This is a genomic window from Clostridium nitrophenolicum, from assembly GCF_055391695.1.
In genome coordinates, this window is sequence record NZ_AP042469.1 from 2926010 (window position 1) to 2942894 (window position 16885).

The 16885-nt window shown below is 31.6% G+C and carries 20 protein-coding genes and 1 riboswitch; of the genes, 4 read left to right on the forward strand and 16 right to left on the reverse strand.

The window, feature by feature from the left end:
- From ACZ5N4_RS13840 to ACZ5N4_RS13885, 10 genes are all read right to left on the reverse strand, one after another.
- Positions 1–1158: an exonuclease SbcCD subunit D gene (locus ACZ5N4_RS13840; RefSeq protein WP_464203101.1), complete on the reverse strand. Its 1158-nt coding sequence runs from the start codon at positions 1156–1158 to the stop codon at positions 1–3.
- A gap of 21 nt (positions 1159–1179) precedes the next feature.
- On the reverse strand, positions 1180–1332 hold the full coding sequence (locus ACZ5N4_RS13845) for a hypothetical protein (protein WP_464203102.1): 153 nt from the start codon (positions 1330–1332) through the stop codon (positions 1180–1182).
- A gap of 177 nt (positions 1333–1509) precedes the next feature.
- On the reverse strand, positions 1510–2199 hold the full coding sequence (locus ACZ5N4_RS13850) for a DUF3786 domain-containing protein (protein ID WP_464203103.1): 690 nt from the start codon (positions 2197–2199) through the stop codon (positions 1510–1512).
- 147 nt (positions 2200–2346) lie between these two features.
- Positions 2347–2712 carry a DUF4363 family protein gene (locus tag ACZ5N4_RS13855; protein WP_464203104.1) on the reverse strand — a complete coding sequence of 122 codons (366 nt, stop codon included), beginning with the start codon at positions 2710–2712 and terminating at the stop codon, positions 2347–2349.
- Between the two features lie 16 nt (positions 2713–2728).
- Complete coding sequence (locus ACZ5N4_RS13860) at positions 2729–3439, reverse strand: DUF421 domain-containing protein (protein WP_464203105.1); 711 nt, start codon at positions 3437–3439, stop codon at positions 2729–2731.
- Positions 3440–3572: 133 nt separating this feature from the next.
- Entirely contained in the window at positions 3573–3776 is a 204-nt protein-coding gene (locus ACZ5N4_RS13865) for a DUF1657 domain-containing protein (protein WP_464203106.1), read from the reverse strand.
- Positions 3777–3799: 23 nt separating this feature from the next.
- On the reverse strand, positions 3800–4801 hold the full coding sequence (spoVAD, locus tag ACZ5N4_RS13870) for a stage V sporulation protein AD (RefSeq protein ID WP_464203107.1): 1002 nt from the start codon (positions 4799–4801) through the stop codon (positions 3800–3802).
- Between the two features lie 158 nt (positions 4802–4959).
- Complete coding sequence (spoVAC, locus tag ACZ5N4_RS13875; protein WP_464203108.1) at positions 4960–5436, reverse strand: stage V sporulation protein AC; 477 nt, start codon at positions 5434–5436, stop codon at positions 4960–4962.
- A 12-nt stretch (positions 5437–5448) separates the two neighbouring features.
- A complete protein-coding gene (locus tag ACZ5N4_RS13880) occupies positions 5449–6309 on the reverse strand; it encodes a DUF421 domain-containing protein (protein ID WP_464203109.1) in 861 nt (286 codons plus the stop codon).
- 13 nt (positions 6310–6322) lie between these two features.
- A complete protein-coding gene (locus tag ACZ5N4_RS13885; protein WP_464203110.1) occupies positions 6323–6529 on the reverse strand; it encodes a DUF1657 domain-containing protein in 207 nt (68 codons plus the stop codon).
- A 243-nt stretch (positions 6530–6772) separates the two neighbouring features.
- Between ACZ5N4_RS13885 and ACZ5N4_RS13890 the strand changes: the two genes are divergently transcribed.
- Positions 6773–7048, forward strand: a complete 276-nt coding sequence (locus tag ACZ5N4_RS13890) for a DUF1657 domain-containing protein (protein WP_464203111.1) — start codon at positions 6773–6775, stop codon at positions 7046–7048.
- A gap of 225 nt (positions 7049–7273) precedes the next feature.
- Here the strand turns inward: ACZ5N4_RS13890 and ACZ5N4_RS13895 are convergent, their stop codons facing one another.
- The 3 genes from ACZ5N4_RS13895 to recQ form a co-directional block, all read right to left on the reverse strand.
- Complete coding sequence (locus ACZ5N4_RS13895; RefSeq protein ID WP_464203112.1) at positions 7274–8083, reverse strand: DUF166 domain-containing protein; 810 nt, start codon at positions 8081–8083, stop codon at positions 7274–7276.
- Between the two features lie 91 nt (positions 8084–8174).
- Positions 8175–9512, reverse strand: coding sequence for an MATE family efflux transporter (locus tag ACZ5N4_RS13900; RefSeq protein ID WP_464203113.1), 1338 nt, complete (start codon positions 9510–9512; stop codon positions 8175–8177).
- 143 nt (positions 9513–9655) lie between these two features.
- Complete coding sequence (recQ, locus tag ACZ5N4_RS13905; RefSeq protein ID WP_464203114.1) at positions 9656–11434, reverse strand: DNA helicase RecQ; 1779 nt, start codon at positions 11432–11434, stop codon at positions 9656–9658.
- A gap of 219 nt (positions 11435–11653) precedes the next feature.
- Between recQ and ACZ5N4_RS13910 the strand changes: the two genes are divergently transcribed.
- The 3 genes from ACZ5N4_RS13910 (at position 11654) to crcB (ending at position 13113) form a co-directional block, all read left to right on the forward strand.
- Positions 11654–12160, forward strand: a complete 507-nt coding sequence (locus ACZ5N4_RS13910) for a hypothetical protein (protein ID WP_464203115.1) — start codon at positions 11654–11656, stop codon at positions 12158–12160.
- A gap of 39 nt (positions 12161–12199) precedes the next feature.
- Positions 12200–12258: riboswitch (Fluoride riboswitch) on the forward strand.
- 57 nt (positions 12259–12315) lie between these two features.
- Positions 12316–12729 carry a fluoride efflux transporter FluC gene (locus ACZ5N4_RS13915; protein WP_464203116.1) on the forward strand — a complete coding sequence of 138 codons (414 nt, stop codon included), beginning with the start codon at positions 12316–12318 and terminating at the stop codon, positions 12727–12729.
- A gap of 27 nt (positions 12730–12756) precedes the next feature.
- A complete protein-coding gene (gene crcB / locus ACZ5N4_RS13920; protein WP_464203117.1) occupies positions 12757–13113 on the forward strand; it encodes a fluoride efflux transporter CrcB in 357 nt (118 codons plus the stop codon).
- Positions 13114–13309: 196 nt separating this feature from the next.
- On the opposite strand, the gene ACZ5N4_RS13925 is transcribed toward crcB, so the two are convergent.
- The 3 genes from ACZ5N4_RS13925 to ACZ5N4_RS13935 all read right to left on the reverse strand — a co-directional run bounded on the left by ACZ5N4_RS13925 (position 13310) and on the right by ACZ5N4_RS13935 (position 16647).
- On the reverse strand, positions 13310–14512 hold the full coding sequence (locus tag ACZ5N4_RS13925; RefSeq protein ID WP_464203118.1) for an MFS transporter: 1203 nt from the start codon (positions 14510–14512) through the stop codon (positions 13310–13312).
- A gap of 118 nt (positions 14513–14630) precedes the next feature.
- On the reverse strand, positions 14631–15449 hold the full coding sequence (locus ACZ5N4_RS13930) for a purine-nucleoside phosphorylase (RefSeq protein WP_464203119.1): 819 nt from the start codon (positions 15447–15449) through the stop codon (positions 14631–14633).
- A 25-nt stretch (positions 15450–15474) separates the two neighbouring features.
- The gene (locus ACZ5N4_RS13935) at positions 15475–16647 is read right to left on the reverse strand and encodes a phosphopentomutase (protein WP_464203120.1); all 1173 of its coding nucleotides are present in this window, start codon (positions 16645–16647) and stop codon (positions 15475–15477) included.
- Between the last annotated feature and the right edge of the window lie 238 nt (positions 16648–16885).

Genomic DNA, 16885 nt, shown 5'->3' on the forward strand with positions numbered 1-16885 from the left:
TTATTCGCCCCTTTCACCTTTTTGTACTTCTTTTAACACCTGGGCTATTACCTTAGCTTTATCTTCATCAAATTCTTTTCTTGTAATTCCAGTATAAAACTCTTGAAAAAGCTCAAACATATCTCTTTTGCTGCGGTGTTCTGCTGAAAATTGCTCTAAATCTTCCGAGTTATTATTAAAAGAATTTCGCGTAAGTTTTAAAACATTAGGATATACTGTTCTAATTTTACTCATAGGTTCAATAAGCTCACCATCATCCGCTAAATCAACTTGGAGATAATCTTGAACATTCGTATTTTTGTACACTTCTGGTTTTAACAATTCTTCCAAATTTCCTCGTATTATCCTCATATCTCTAATTGGAGTAAGTTTTCGTAAGTTTATTTCAACATTTCCCTCATCATCTATATTCACAATAGTTATAGATTTATTATGGCGTACTTCTGAGAAAGAATATTTCATAAGAGATCCAGAGTATCTTATACTATCACTTCCAACCTTTTGTGGTCCATGAAGATGGCCAAGGGCTGTATAATTAAACTCTTTAAAGTGCTCTAAATATATATAGTCTGTCCCTCCTATAGAAAGAGGCCTTTCTGAATCGCTTGTCTCACCACCAATTACGAATCCATGAGCTACAAGCACATTTCTTTCTTTTTTATTCATATTTTCTTTTATAGAATTTACTATTACTTTCATAGCATCATCATGAGTATGAATATTCTCATCTTCAAATAAATCACGAACTATTGCAGGATCTGCATATGGAACCAAATAAAAGTTAACAGGTCCAGCCTCATCATGAATAGATACCTTTTGTATATCCTTTTTAAGTCTTCCTTCAATGTATAGACCTTTATTCATCAATATTCTGCTAGCAAAACCAACTCTATCAGGACTATCATGATTTCCCGCTATAGCTATTATAGGTACTTTTAAGTCTATTAATATTCTAGAAAATATTTTATCTAAGAGTTCTACTGCTTCCACAGGAGGAACTGACCTGTCGTATAAATCTCCAGCAATAACAATAACATGTGGTTTTTCTTCCTCTATAACCTTTATAAATTCATTTAAAATATAGCGTTGATCTTCTGTCATATGCACTTGATGCACTATTTTTCCAATGTGCCAGTCTCCTGTATGAATTATCTTCATGTAAGCACCCTCCCAAGTAAATCACGTATATGAAATTTCTACATTGTACTTTTCAATTATTTCTTTTATACATTCATCTTTTATCAACTTATCTTCAATTTCTTTTATTATGTCTTCTGATAATTCGGTATCATCTAATTTTATTAAAACGAACCCCTTTTTTAATATTATCATAATACACCCTTCCTTTAATAATTTTTATTATACTTTAGATTATAGTAAAATAAAAATAAAAAAATTTTCTTTTAAATAATTCTATGTATCAATTTGAAAATAAGTGTATTAAATTTAAAAAAATCTAATTATTACCAAAATATCAAGGTACTAATTAGATTTTCTTTATGATAATATTTAATTTATTTCATATCCATCTTTTGTTTTTTTCTGATATAATCCAATCCACTCAGGTATCTTTCCTTTATTTTTAAGAAGTTCTATAGCAACATCTCCAACTACTGCCAGGTCTTCTGCATTAAAGTAATATTCTATATTTTTATCAAATAATATATTTGCAGCAGCTGGTAATTCATCATCCCCATGCCAAACTATAAATGTAATATATACATTATTTATAAACTCAAATTTGCAACACAAATCTGCTCTGTCTAATAGTTGTGCGCCTATAGCTTTAGAACCTTCTTTAAAAATTTCCTGTTTATTTGAAAAAACTCTGGCGAGCTTGAGTATAGTCCTATTATAAAAGTTTTTATAATAAACTAATCCACCGGGTATTTCTTTATATGTTATATCCTTATTAAAAGGAGGAACTGCCCTAGAATTTACAAGGTATCTTAATATTAAGATTTTTATCGCGTAGCCCTTAATTTCCTCTCCATTCTCGCTATCATATAGTTCTCCTGAAGGATGATTTACAGTATAATTTTTACCCATGATTTTAATTTTAAAACACCCATTTTCCCTGTCATAAGGAATAGTAGACTGATTTGAGATATCCACTGGGTCTGTCTTAGAAAATATGCTTTGTATGTATTCGTAAGGAACTCTTCCCTGTCTATCATCTTTTAAATCCTTATTCGCCATTACCCAATCCCCCTACTGCAAAATTATATAGTATTAAATCTATTATAAAAATTATACTATAAAAAAGGAAAGATTTGATAGCTAAAGTTATCATGAGTTGTAAAATGTAAAAAATATTTAATAATTTTTACATTACTGATCTCCTTACTACTGTCCTAACTCTCGCCAGTTCTCATATATTTCTCCTAATTCCGCTAAAGCTCCGGCTTGATCTTTCCCCATAATAATTCCACGGAGTCTTGCCAAATTAATATTAATATTATAAATTTCGTCTCTTTCAACACTAAATTGAATTCTTGGAACTATTTTCCCCCATGCAGTCACTAGTTTTTGTCTATCTTCCTCAGCACGATTCCAGTTTTCTTCTTTTACGTCTTCTACAATTATAGAAATATATTTTGCTACATCTTCCCCCTCTCTCATAGGTTTTTTAAGAAATTGCCCCGTTGTCATAATTAACACAAAGAAACCTAAGATAATAATTGGTATACTGTAAGCAATTATTTTTTTCATCAATACACCTCCTATTCTACTTTTTAGTAGATTTTGTGTTTCCAAAGTCTTTGTACAAATCTATATACAGATTATTAGTTTTATCTATAGAAGCTATGAATACATCTTCAACATCATTTATTCCTTTTTTTCTTAGCTCATCTGTTAACCATTCCTTATCTCTGTTTACGACTTTTAGATTCTTTACTATAATAGTCCCATCATATATAAGCGTTATTGTCAATCCTCCAGGCCCTGTATAAAGATTCATATCCTTCGGAGTAACAGGTATATATTCAGGTTTCTTTAATACAGAAAGTTGCCCATCTTTTTCTAAGACTGCAAATTGTACTTCTTTTAAATCAAATACATCTTTTCCTCTAAGTTGTTCTAATAAGTCAGATAAACGAAATCTCATTTTTTTCATTGCATCTTCCATTACCTGTCCATTCATCACTACAATAGTAGGCTCTCCATCAATATAGCTTGAAATAGTTTTGGATTTTAATGTAGACCACTGCATTATAAAGCAAATTACAGCCCAAGTTAAAAGGCCTACCCAGTGTGCCCAAGCACTACTGGTTAGATCAGTAGTTAAAGTGGATGCCATAGATCCGATAGTGATTCCTAGTACATAATCAAAGAAAGTAAGCTGACTAATCTGCTGCTTTCCAAGTATTCTGGCAAAAATTAACAAAGTAAAAAAGCCAATTATTCCTCTTACTAAAACTATTAATGCTTCGCTCAAATAAATCACCTCAATATTCCATAAAAACTATTATTTGTTATATAAGAACAATATAAAACTCTAATTATATATGTTATAAAAAAGCTGAAAGAATTATACTTTCAGCTTCTCACTTAAAATTGTCATTTTTATTCTATTGTTTATAGGTTGGTTCTTGCTCTTCGATATATTGCTGTCTACCTTGTAAAGTTTGAAGTGCATCATCTAAATTTTTTGCTATGTTTTGAAAATCTGCTTTTGCTTGTGTATCTTCAGTTTCTAATGCAAATGTTTTCATTGTAGCAGCTGCACTTTGAATACCTGCTACTGCTTGTTGCATTTGAGTTCCTACTGTCATATTATCACCTCCTTTCAAAGGTTTTACATTTCTATAGATACTGCATGAGCAATACATGGAATACTTTCCTTTTGTTGAAATGTCATTGGTGACATTAACGCACCAGTTGCTACAATTAAAATTTTTTTCAGTTCGCCTTTTCTCATTCGATTTAAAAGATGACCATAAGTTACTGTTGAGGAACAACCACATCCACTTCCTCCTGAAAATACTGGCTGATCTTGCTTATAAATTAAAAGTCCACAATCTGTAAGTATCTCTGGAGGAATGTTCATTCCATGTTTATTTAAAAGTTCTCCTGCAATTCGATGGCCAAGGGAACCTAAGTCGCCGGTAGCTATCATATCATAATAGGATGGGTTTATATTTAAATCTCTAAAATGAGCTTCAATAGTATCTACTGCAGCTGGTGCCATTGCTTCTCCCATATTAAAAGGGTCAGAAATCCCCATATCTATAACACGACCTATAGTAGCAGAAGTAACTTTTGGTCCTTCTCCTTTGCTTGCTACTATTGCTGCTCCAGAGCCTGTTACAGTCCATTGGGCCGTAGGTGGTTTTTGCCCACCGTATTCCGTTGGATATCTATATTGTTTTTCTGATGCTGCATTATGACTTGTTGCTGCAGCTAATACGTAATCTGCTGCCTTACTGCTTACCAATAGAGAAGCCAGTGCTAATCCTTCCATGGAACTAGAGCAAGCACCGTAAATTCCTAAATAAGGAATGGAAAGAGTACGTGCTGCAAAACTGCTGGTTACAATCTGATTTAATAAATCTCCACTGAGAAAAAAATCAATATCCTCTTTCTTTACTTTTGCTTTTTCGATGGCTATTTCACATGCCTGTTCCAATAGTTTTTTTTCTGCTTTTTCAAAGCTATCCTGTCCTAGCCAAATATCTTCATGTAGGATATCAAAGTCTTCTGCTATAGCACCTTTTGCTTCAAAAGGTCCTCCAACGGCAGCAGAAGCTATAATAACTGGTTTAGATTCAAAAACCCAAGATTGATGCCCTTTTTTCATTTACATTCCTCCTTTTAGTTGGAACACTGGGTAATTTTGCTTGTTTCCCTTCGGGAACTGGGTAACTTAAGATTTTCGCTTCCGCTCACAAGTTACCCGTAAAAGTTCATTTAGAACTTTTACCTAGCAAAATTACCCGTTAAAGTCCATTTAGGACTTTAACCTCCTAACCACTGAAGTGTAATTTTTATAATTGCAACTACAAAAGCAGAAAAAACACCATACACAATTACTGAGCCAGCTATTTTAAACATATTGCCTCCTACGCCAAGGACATATCCTTCAGTTTTATGTTCTATGGCAGCGGAAGCCATCGAGTTGGCAAATCCAGTAACGGGTATAGCAGTGCCTGCTCCAGCCCATTGCCCAATGTGGTCATATATACCTAGACCAGTGAGTAATACTGAAATAATAATTAATGTTGCTGAAGTCGGATCTCCTGCTGTCTTTTCCGTAAATCCAAAGTATGTAATAAATAACCACTGTAGTAACTGCCCAAAGGTGCATATGAGTCCTCCTACAAAAAAAGCTTTGACGCAATTTTTAAATACTGGACGCTTTGGTTCCATTACTTTAGCAAAATCTTGGTATTCTTGCTGCATAGGAGTTAATTTCTTCTTTTTCTTATTGGACATTCTTATCACCTTCTAACGTAATAAAAAAGATTCTAATTTTTCCATCACAGCTTTTAACTTCTCTGCATCCTGCTGGTACATCTGTTTAGCTGCTTGATCTTCTGTCTCAAGCGCAAAAGACATTAAATCTGCCTGACATTTCTCTATATTAGCATAAAGCAGTTCTTTTACTTGAGGCTGCGGCAGTTGCAGTGCGTCATCAAAGAGATCCAAGTACAAATCTCCTGATGCATCTACCTGACCAATAAAAACATTATCTAAAGATACTCCCGCATTTTGTAGTTGACTTTCAAGCCATCTATGATTTAATCCCATATTGCTTAAAGGCTCATTGAGAATGTTGCCATCTAAAATTACTGTCTGTGGGGCTGCTTGTGGGGCTACTTTTTTTCCCATATCATGTGGAGTAATTGGCTTTTTATCTGATTTTAAAATAACATTAATATCTCCAGTAGGCTCCATAACTGCAAATTCCACGTCTGCTAGATTGAATACGTTTTTAGAACGTAATTCTCTTAAGAGCTCTTCCCCTGTCATTCTTTCTTTCCCTAAATTTTCTTCCATTACTTTTCCATCTTTTATTAGCAGAGTTTCTACACCATAAATTAAGTTATGCAGCTGCCTGCTTTTCATTGATGCAAAATCTAAAGCTATAGTTAATAATGCCCATACTAATATAGCAATAATACCGAAAATAAAATTTTTAATAATGTTTACTGAAAGTAAGGCTGCTAAAATTGAAACCACTGTATAGTTAACAAATTGAAAAGCTGTTATATTAGAAAGATTTTTTTTACCTATCAATCTCACTAAAATTAAAGTAAGAAAAAATAAAACCACAGATCTTATTAAAATTACTAACCATTCTACCATGCCATATCGCCCCTTACTTGCCTTTATATTGAGGTTCTTCAAATTCTAAAGTTTTTAACCTATTCTCTAAATCTTTAATAACTGATCCTGTTGTTGTAAGCGCCTCTTTATATGCAGCTTTAGCTTCTTCCTTTTGAGATTGAACGGAGTAAATTCTTAGCGTCCCCTGTATCCCTTTTAAATTAGCTAAAGTTTGTTTTACCTTAGAGCCAATGGTCATTGCTATGAACCTCCTCTCCAAATAATTATTTAATTTTTACTTTTTTTCTTCACAATCCTTATTGTTTCAATTATTTTTTATTTCATTCATTATAATAACTTATATTTTTATTTTAAAGTAAACTTAGTTATGCAAAAGACTTGAACATCTTTCCTATTAGTTTTTGTATACATTTCAAATAAAATACTAATAATATTAAATGTTAGTTTAATATTAGCTATACTATAGTAGGAGGTATAAAAAATGACAGTAGTAAATAAATTAAATCAAACTCTAGAAATGTTAAAATCCTGCGAATCAAATTGTAATACTTTTTCAATGGATACAGATGATTTAAATGCAAAACAACTTTATACTAAACTAGGAGAGCAGCTTAAACAATGTACAGATATGCTGCAAAGCAGAATAAGCTATGTAATGGATCAAGAGCCACAATATCAGACTCAAAATCAACAGAACCAAGTGGATCAACAAGCTAGTGCTATGGAAAACATACAAAAACAACCACCAGAATTATAGTAGAAGTGTAAGCTGTGTTTTTTACACTGATTACTAAAAAGTTAAATATAAAAAGCGTAATTTTAAAAAGTAAGGCATCTGAAAGAAAATAACAAGTCAAAGATGCGATGGATATTTTGTATCTGCCAAGGTCGTATGATGCAAAATAGACTAGCATACTGACTAGTTATTTTTTTGAAGATGCCTAAAATAAAAAACCCCATTACTATTGGGGTTTTTAGTCTACTATTCAACTCTAATTATTTCTGCATTTTCTAGGGAGCTATAGTGAGTATAACCCCCAATATGAAGTATTGTATCACCTAACTCAGGGTCTATATGCATTCCACCTAAGCAAGGATAGCTATGCCAATATTTTGCTACAGATTTCTTAGCTTCTTCTCCTAATTTTGTACCTACAAGATGTTTTGCTATATTATATCCATTACCGCAGGGTGCTGAAATTACTACATCCGCTCTAACTATCACATCATCATTATTTACAAAGAGTTTAAATTTAGGTTTTCCAAGTTTAAACTCATCAATAAAATCATTAACTAATTGGAATTTACCATAAGTTAAAGTGCAGAATGGTTTAGGGAAGGCATATTCAAGCCCATACTTTTTACACTCATCTATTACCAGCTCCCTTGTCCACTTCGACACCCAATCCTTATCTTCACAAGGTACAATAATAGCTTTTCCTCCACTTTCCTTTATAATTTTAGGAAGCTCTGGAAGTATATCTTGATGAACTCCAATGATTACAGCTATATCATGCTCTTGAAATTTATCTGGAAGATATTTAAGTGGCTCATCTTCAAATAATTTATAAAAATCTGGTACTTTAACTATTTGCGAAATACTATTTTCAAAATTTAAGTTGTACTTAGTTCTGCACCAAACACAAGATTTGCCACATACAGTACATACGTCTCTTTCATCTCTTAAGTGAGGTATAAATTTTGTATTAGCAAATCTTGTGTCAATCTTAACGTAAAAATCATTTTCAACCTTTTTATCACTCTTCTCGGAACAAATCACTAATAATTTCATGTTCCCCCTCCTCGATTGGCTTTTAACTAAATTATAGTAAAAGTTAACCAAAAAGTCAGTAACACAGGTTACTGTTTTGTTAAATATTTATCTATCTCAACTTATTTAACTTTTTTTCAAAGTATATGAACATTAAGATTGCATCTACTGTCCACTGGATAACTGTAATCCACCAAACATAAATAATAGATAACTTTAATATTCGTATAAAATAGAAGATTAAGGGTACTCTTATTAACCAACTTGTAAGAAGGGACACAATAAAAGGACTTTTGGCATCACCAGCACCTTTTAACGCTCCAGAAAATACTAATGATAAAGCTATTGATGGCTGTTCAAAAGCACCTATAAATAAGCACAATGATGCTAAATATACAACTTTCCGTTCATCTTCATTTACAAATAAATCTACTAAGAAACCAGGCATTAATAGAAAAACTATTCCAAACACACCCATCATTATCACAGCACCAAAGGCACAGGCGTAGCCGTATTCCTTTGCTTTTTTGTAATTTCTTTCTCCAATTTTCATTCCGACTAAAGTTGTTGCAGCAGTACCAAAGCCCATGCCTGGCATAAAGGACATAGATTCAACTATATTTGCTATTTGATTTGCAGCAAAAGGAATAGTTCCAGCACGCATTATAATAAAGGTACCTAACAACCTGCTTGTACTAAATGCTGCTTCTTCCATAGAGGAAGGTATAGCTAAAAATAATAAATTCTTAACTTTACCTGTATGTAGTTTTATCATATATCTTGGTCTTATTTTAACTTCAGATTTGATAAGTAAATATAATAGTAAAAATATAAAACCAATACATTGAGAAATAACTGAAGCAACTGCAGCTCCTATCACGCCCATTTTAGGTGCTGCAATTCCAAATATTAATGCCAAATCAAAGACAATCTTTAAAGAAGCAACAATAAGGGAAGCTACAAATGGCGTATATGTATTACCATATCCTCTTAATATTGAACTTATAATATTTATTAACATATTGAAAAATATTGAAACTATAGTGATCCTAGTATAAGTATTGCTTAAGTCTAATACTCCTCCTCTTGCTCCAGCTATTTGTAATATTGTTCTGCTGAAGATAAATAGTCCATAACATAGTATAAAGGAAAGAAAAATCCCTATTACAAATCCTATAGATGCATATTCTTCTGCTTCTTTTTTATCCCGCGCACCAATGCTTCTAGAAACGAATGAAGTTATTCCGATGCAAAGACCTATAGTGATAAATATTATAACACAGCTATTTAGAATTTCATTACTTATTCCAACGGCACTTACTGCTTTGTTTCCACCGTAATTGCCGATAATCATCGTATCAAACATGGACATTAATGTGTAAACTGCCGCTTCAGCAATAGCTGGGATTGATATATTTAATACCTCTTTTACAACATTTTTACTTAACATATTATTTCCGCCTTTTAATACATTTAAAATTTTGAGCCTTATATTCTTAAATATATTAATTAAGTGGCGTTTTTAATATATAAATTTTTTAGCAGAGGACTTTTTGCCAATCTTTTTTACTCTACAATTACCACAAAACGATATTACTGTTTATTATCTACATAACTTTTAATTGACTGTAAAAATTCCTCTCCATATTTTTTGAGTTTAGTTTCACCTACTCCTTTTATGTTAAGCATATCTTCTTCATCTAAAGGACAATATTCACTCATTTCTCTTAAGGTACTATCTGAAAATACAATATAAGGCGGAACATTCTCTCTCTCAGAAATACTTTTTCTTAATGATTTCAGCAATACAAATAATGAGTTGTCTTCTACTGCTATTTTCTTTCGTTTTTGTGTCTTATGATATACCTTTTGTTCACCCTTAAGCACACCTATAGCTTTTTCTTTTAATCTAACTACAGGGAACTGACCTTCTGTAAGACCTAAGTAGTCGTCCGCAATTAGTACATTTATGAGGTCCTTTATTTCCTTTAAAGTGTATCCTTTCATTATTCCAAAAGTAGATAGCTTGTTAAATCCAAACTCAGAAACTTTCTGATCTTTTGAACCTTTAAGTACTTGAGATACAAGTACAGTTCCAAACCTCTGCTTCATTCTAGCTACACAGGAAAAGATCTTTTGAGCATCAATAGTTATATCTGAAAGTTCCGTTTCATCTTTACAGTTGCTGCAGTTATCGCAGCAATCTTGAACATTTTCTTCTTCAAAATATTCAAGAATATATTTTCTTAAACATTTTGTAGTATGGCAATAGTCAACCATATGCTGAAGTCTTCTGTATTCTATTAATCTTCTTTCTTCTAAAGAGGTACTTTGTTCGATTAAAAATTTCTGAAGCATTATATCTTGAGCTGCAAATAATAAAACGCATTGACTTGCTTCTCCATCTCTTCCAGCACGTCCTGCCTCTTGATAATATGCTTCCATATTTTTAGGTATGCTATAGTGTATTACATACCTAACATTTGATTTATCAATACCCATACCAAAAGCATTAGTTGCAACTATAATATTCACATTATCATATATAAAATCTTCTTGAGCCTTGTTTCTCTCAGAGTCAATTAGTCCTGCATGATATTTACTTATAGAGTAACCTTTGCCTCTTAATAACTCGTATATATTGTCCACTTCTTTTCGTGTAGCAGCATATATTATACCTACTTGGTCTTTATTATCTTCTACGTATTTTAACAAATAATCTTTTTTATTTTCTCCTCTGACTACAGAAAAGAATAGATTTTTACGATCAAAACCTGTAGTATAAATCTTTGGACTTTTAAGCCCTAGAAGTTTTACAATATCATCTTTTACCTCTTTAGTTGCTGTAGCCGTAAAAGCTGAAATAACAGGTTTATCAATTAAGCTTTTAATTAAAGGTTGTATAGTTCTATAGCTTGGTCTGAAATCGTGTCCCCACTGTGATACACAGTGAGCTTCATCTATTGCTATCATTGATACATTTATTGTTCGCAGCAATTGACAAAAGTTCTCTGATTCCAACCTTTCCGGCGATATATATAATAACTTTGCATAGCCACTTAGAGCCAGCAAAATTCTCTGCTCTACCTCGTTATTATCTAATGTACTATTTATGTAAGTTGCCTTAACACCAGCACTATTTAAAGAATCTACCTGATCCTTCATAAGGGATATTAAAGGTGATATTACAATAGTTATACCTGGGAGAAGAAGTGCAGGTATTTGATAGCATATGGATTTGCCTGCTCCTGTAGGCATTATGGCAAAAGTATCTTCACCCTTTAATATACTTTCTATAACCTCTTCCTGACCTTTTCTAAAACTACTATATCCGTAATATTTCTTAAGTAATTTTCTAGCTTCATCTAGCATTAAGTTAAGACCTCCTGAATTTAATCAACCTATATTATAACATTTAAATGATATTATAAATAAACAATAATTTTTAATTTTAATATATATTTCATTTTTATACTTCGTAATTTATGTTAAAATATATTAATAATGATTATACTTATATTTAAAGCAACATATTTTTTTAGTTAAAACATATGCTTTATATTAAATACTGTAATAAAGGAGACACTCAATATGAATTTAAGCATTAAAAAATCTATAGCAATCATTATCTTAGTTTCTTTAATCCCCATATTCTCAGCTTATTCAAAATCTGTAGGGTTTTTTTTATTTAATTCTAAATTATTAAAAAATGATAACTCTAAAATACAACAGTACATGCCACAAATAACAACTAAAGAAAATTTAATTGTAAAAAATACAAACAATAATGAAGAATTAATATATGAAATCAAAAGTAAAAAGAATGATTTAGATATGGCTATAAAATCCTTGAGGGTTAAAGATTATAATGTAGCCTTGAAGTTAAGCGAAGAAATTAAGCAGTATGTTAGCAAAGGACAAATTTTAGATCAAAATATAAATAGCATGAAAGAAATTATAAAAATAGATGGAAACAAACATGACTACGCATCACTTATAAGTCATATGGACAGCGTAATTGACTTACAAAGCGCTAAATATAATTTTCTGAAAGAAGCAAATCAAGATTTAGATTTGGCATTAGAATCTTTAAAATAAAACTCATAAAGCTTGTATTTATAATATAAAATATAGTATAATACTTTTGGTGATGGAGCTCACCTTTAATCGCGTAAGCTAATGGCTCCTACTTTAATTTAAAATTAAAGTAGGAGTTTTTTTGTTATACTAAGCATGAAGAGGAGATGTATAAAATGAGAAAATATATTTTTATAGGAATAGGAGGTTTTTTTGGGGCTATTTTAAGACTTTATATAAAAACTGTTCCCATACAGAATTATAAAGAACTAGTTCCCCTTAATATACTTTTTATTAATGTGATGGGAAGTTTTCTTCTTGCATTAATAACTACAACGGCATTAGAAGTTTGGAAAATAAATTCAGACATAAGGCTTGGAATTTGTACTGGCTTTTTGGGTGCATACACTACTTTTTCAACTATGTGCAGAGAAGCTGTAACACTTTTAGATAAAGGCTACTATTTTTCCGCTGTAACCTATCTTACAAATTCAGTGTTTCTTGGCATAGCTGCAGCTTATCTAGGTGTAGTAGTTGCAAGGGAGTTTATATATAAATTAATAAATAAAAAAGCTTATAAGTATGAGTAAAATAGATAGTATTAAGAGGTGCTAATTATGGAATTTTTATTAGTAGGAACTGGAGGAATATTGGGAAGTATAACAAGATATTCACTAGGTAAATTTGTAGCTGCTCACTGTAAAAGGCAATTTCCGCTGGGAACTGCTTTTATAAATATAAGTGGAGCATTACTACTTGGAATATTAAGTAGTGCTGGCGCAAGTAAAGACATGTATATATTTTTAGGAGATGGTTTTCTCGGAGCTTACACTACATTTTCTACATTTATGTATGAAGGCTTTAGTCTATTTGAAAGTAATAAAAAGCTTAATGCATGTATTTATATACTAATGTCAGTTCTTTTAGGTGTTATTGGATATAAAATAGGGTTTAAACTTGGATTATTGTTTTAAATAAGGCATCTGAAAGAAAATAACAAGTCAAAGATGCGACGGATATTTTGTGTCAGACAAGGAGGCAGGTTCCGCAGATAGTCATCACTATCTAAGGGTTCTGCGGTTGCAGTATGACACAAAATAGACTAACATACTGACTAGTTATTTTTTTGAAGATGCCTAATAGGAGTAAAGTGAATTTATCACCTTACTCCTACTCTTTTAGTGTTTCTTCTAGTATTTTTTCATCCTTTTGTAAAGTCATAGATACTACAACAATAATAAGTGCGAAAACAGCTATACCAAAATATAAAATTTTAAAGGTTTCAGAATAATCAAACCCTCTAACCACATAAAATTCAATAAGTCTTCCCCATAAAAGAGATATTAGGAATCCTCCTAAAAATCTTATTGCCGTATATAGCGACATTTTTCTTGAAACATTTGTATGAATTGATTTTGCAAGAAAAATGTTTAAAGTTGAGAAAGCTATTCCTACAAATAGGGCTGTAAGAGCTAAGAATAATATGGATATTTCCAATGATAAATGCATTCCAATTCCAACAGCGGATACTATAAATACGATATACAGGTAATTTCTTATTGTTTTAAATGAAAGTTTTCTAAGTAAAATTACTGGTAGTATAGTTCCAACTACACCTAATATTTGCTCCAAGGATAGCACTCTTCCAGTGCTTCCGATAGCTTTAAAGCTTTCCATATAGTAAGCTAAATAAACCTGAATAGATCCAAAAATAGCTTGTGCTGAAAATATCATCAATACTAAGCTAATATATATCTTTTTATTATCCTGTGGTACATCTTTACTAATAAAATTTTCTTCAACTTTTTCGTGAGCATTTTTAATACTTATTAAGATGAAAAACCATACTATAATACCTATAGTTATTGGTATTAAGAATAGTTTTATTGGTTCATTAATAAAGCTTCCTGTTATCATTGCAGCAACAAGTCCACCAGCTGCAGCTCCAATTTCTAAAATGGTTGAACTCTTCTTTTGATCCTCGCTGCTTAAAGCAACCTTACTCATTGATAGCACCAATGGGAAAAATGCTGCCTCACCTAAAGCTTCAATAAATCTTCCAAATACAAATAAAGGATATTTTACTATAGTTATTGAAAGTATTTCTATAGAAATTCCAAATATCCATAAGAATACAAATGTTAAAAGCAGTGGTTTTGTTCCAGTTTTCTTTATAAGAGAGCCTACTACTGGAGAAAACAAAATCATTACTAAATAGCCTATATTGGGAAGCCATGAAACCTGACTTATTGTAACGCTAAATATCTTCTGAAGAGTAGGTAATATTGGAAAAAACATAACTACACCAAATATTGATAAAAATGGTACAATGAAATTTGCTATGAAAATGCTATTTTTCTCTCTTAAATTCATTTTTCATCCTCATTTATAACTGTACATAAATATATTCAATGTGATTACTAATTACTATATATAACTTTTAAAATGGCCACTTTACATTATTAATTATAGTGACCATTTTAAATAGTGATTATACTTCTTTTACTATATTTTTCATAAGGTTGATGAATTTTTCTCTTGCTATCTCTGAAGTTTCCATTACTTCAGCGTGACTCAAAGGTTGCTCAAGTATTCCTGCTGCCATATTTGTCATACATGAAACACCTATAACCTTTATTCCGCTGTGATTTGCTATAATTACTTCTGGAACAGTTGACATACCAACTGCATCTGCACCTAAAATACGTGCCATTCTTACTTCAGCAGGTGTTTCATAAGTAGGGCCACTAAACCAAGCATATACTCCCTCTTGAACTGGTATATTTAATTTTTCAGCTATACTCTTAACCTTGCTTCTTAAGTCTTTATCATATGCATTTGACATATCAGGGAAACGAGGACCAAATTCATCTAAGTTTTTGCCTATTAATGGATTAGTTCCTGATAGGTTAAGGTGATCTTTTATAATCATTAAATCCCCAGGTTTATAATCTGTATTTGCAGCACCAGCAGCATTTGTAACAACCAAGGTTTCAATACCTAGTGCCTTCATAACACGAACTGGGAATACAACTTCTTGTACATCATAGCCTTCATAATAATGGAATCTTCCCTGCATAGCTATAACTGTTTTTCCTTCTAAAGTTCCAACAACTAAACGACCAGCGTGTCCTTGAACAGTCGATACTGGAAAATGAGGTAATTCATTATAAGAGTAAAACTCTGGATTTTCTATTTGATCTGCAATTGCTCCAAGACCAGATCCTAAAATAAGACCTATTTGAGGCTTATATTTTGTTTTTTCTAAAATAAAATTTGATGCTTCCTTAATTTTTAATTCATAATTCATGTCATCTACTCCTTAATATTAAATCTTATTTCAAAATTTCTTTTAAAAAACTTTCTCCATTTTTAATTTTCTCTAAAGAAAAGATTTCAGCAATAGTCTGCCCAATATCAGCAAAGCTATTTCTTGTTCCAAGGTTAATATTGGATTTTAAAGTTTTACCATAAGCTATAAAAGGTACATACTCTCTTGTATGATCTGTTCCTGGTGTAGTAGGGTCACAACCGTGATCAGCAGTAATCATTAAAACATCTGAATCTCTCATTTCTTCAAGTATTTCTGGAAGTCTTGAGTCAAAAGCCTCTAAGCCTTTTCCATAAGCTTCTGGATCATTACGATGTCCCCACTTCATATCAAAATCAACTAGATTTGTAAATATCAATCCTTTTTTATTTTGCTTCATATAATTTAAGGTTTGATCTACTCCATCCATATTATCTTTTGTATGAATTGCTTCTGTAATACCTTTACCACAGAATATATCTTCTATTTTTCCCACAGCCATTACATGTAAATCATTATTTTTTAAAACATCAAGTAGAGTATCATGTGGCGGTGTTAATGAAAAATCCCTTCTATTTGCAGTTCTTGAAAAACTACCTGGTTGTCCGATAAATGGTCTAGCAATTACTCTAGCTACTGCATGCTCATCTTTTAGTATTTTTCTTGCAGTTTCGCACATTTTATATAGTTCCTCAAGAGGTATAATTTCTTCATGTGCAGCAATTTGGAATACACTATCTGCTGAAGTATAAACAATAGGGCTGCCAGTCTTCATATGTTCTTCACCAAGTTCATCTAATATTGCAGTACCTGAAGCAGGCTTATTACCTATCATTTTTCTTCCAGTAGCGCTTTCAAAGGCTTCAACAATTTCTCTTGGGAATCCGTTAGGATATGTTGGGAAAGGTTGCTTTGATACTACTCCAGCCATCTCCCAATGTCCTGTTGTTGTATCCTTTCCATTTGATGCTTCAGCTAAACGAGCATAACATCCTATTGGGTTCTCTGCTCTATTAACTCCTTTTATATGATTAATATTTCCAATCCCTAGTCTTTCTAAGTTAGGAAGTTTTAATCCTCCTAGTACCTTTGATACGTTTCCAATAGTATTACAGCCAACATCGCCATATTTGTCAGCATCATACATTTCACCCATTCCAACACTATCTAACACTATCCAGATAACTCTATCTACCATATCTCCTACTGATTTTTAAATTAATAATATTATTTTAAAAATCAGTATTTCACCTCCTTATTTTTCAAAATTTTATATTAATTCTACTGTTATAGTTTTAAATCATGTATGTTGTTCATACGTAATATGTGAAAGCGCTTCCACATGACTTATTATAAAATGTGAATTTAAATAAATTCACATTTGGCTTTATATCTTTACATATTGACTTTTTTATTTTGATTAATAAATTGTATCG